Origin of the sequence: Aeromonas sp. QDB18 (assembly GCF_027705325.1) — a bacterium.
Taxonomy (GTDB): Bacteria; Pseudomonadota; Gammaproteobacteria; order Enterobacterales; family Aeromonadaceae; genus Aeromonas; species Aeromonas caviae.
This window is the reverse complement of sequence record NZ_JAPDBQ010000355.1, coordinates 1-579: the sequence shown is the minus strand read 5'-3', so window position 1 is coordinate 579 and position 579 is coordinate 1. Positions and strand designations below refer to the sequence as shown.

Genomic DNA, 579 nt, shown 5'->3' with positions numbered 1-579 from the left:
CCGATGTGGAGCGGGTGATGTCACTTTGTAGCCGAGATTGGATAAAACTGACCTAATGTTTAATCCGATTGGTATAAGTCTGGATAATGCTCAAAATCCAGTCAATTACATCGATAAACATTGCTATTCAGCCAGTATCACTGCCTTTCAAACGGCTCAATCTCTCTTTTTCACCTGGTTGAGCGTCAAATATCTCCGGCTCAAACGCTATTCCCTTCCTTGATAATCACTATCGCCGGAAACGGGAGTGACAAGTACTTCAGGATCCATAGACTGTTTCTTTCATGTACAAGGAGCTGTGTATGTTGGGGATCCACGATCTGGCGCTGTTTATCGTTTCTGGCCTGTTGTTGAACATGATGCCTGGGCCTGACTCCCTGCTCATCATGCTGCGCAGCGGCTCCCAGGGATGGCGTGCAGGGTCCATGGCGGCATTGGGTATCGGGACAGGTACCATGGTGCATGTGTTGGCGGCAGCTCTGGGACTGTCTGCCCTGTTGAGTTGCATATTCCGGCCGATCATGAACACCAATTCCGATTCAACGTGAACACCATTTCCGGACCAATGTGAACGCTCAT

1 pseudogene is annotated in these 579 nt (G+C 49.2%); it reads left to right on the top strand.

Going from position 1 to position 579, the window contains the following annotated elements:
- Positions 1 to 302: 302 nt before the first annotated feature.
- Positions 303 to 503 (top strand): annotated as a pseudogene (locus tag OKC30_RS21330) (LysE family transporter); the annotation flags it as partial.
- Between the last annotated feature and the right edge of the window lie 76 nt (positions 504 to 579).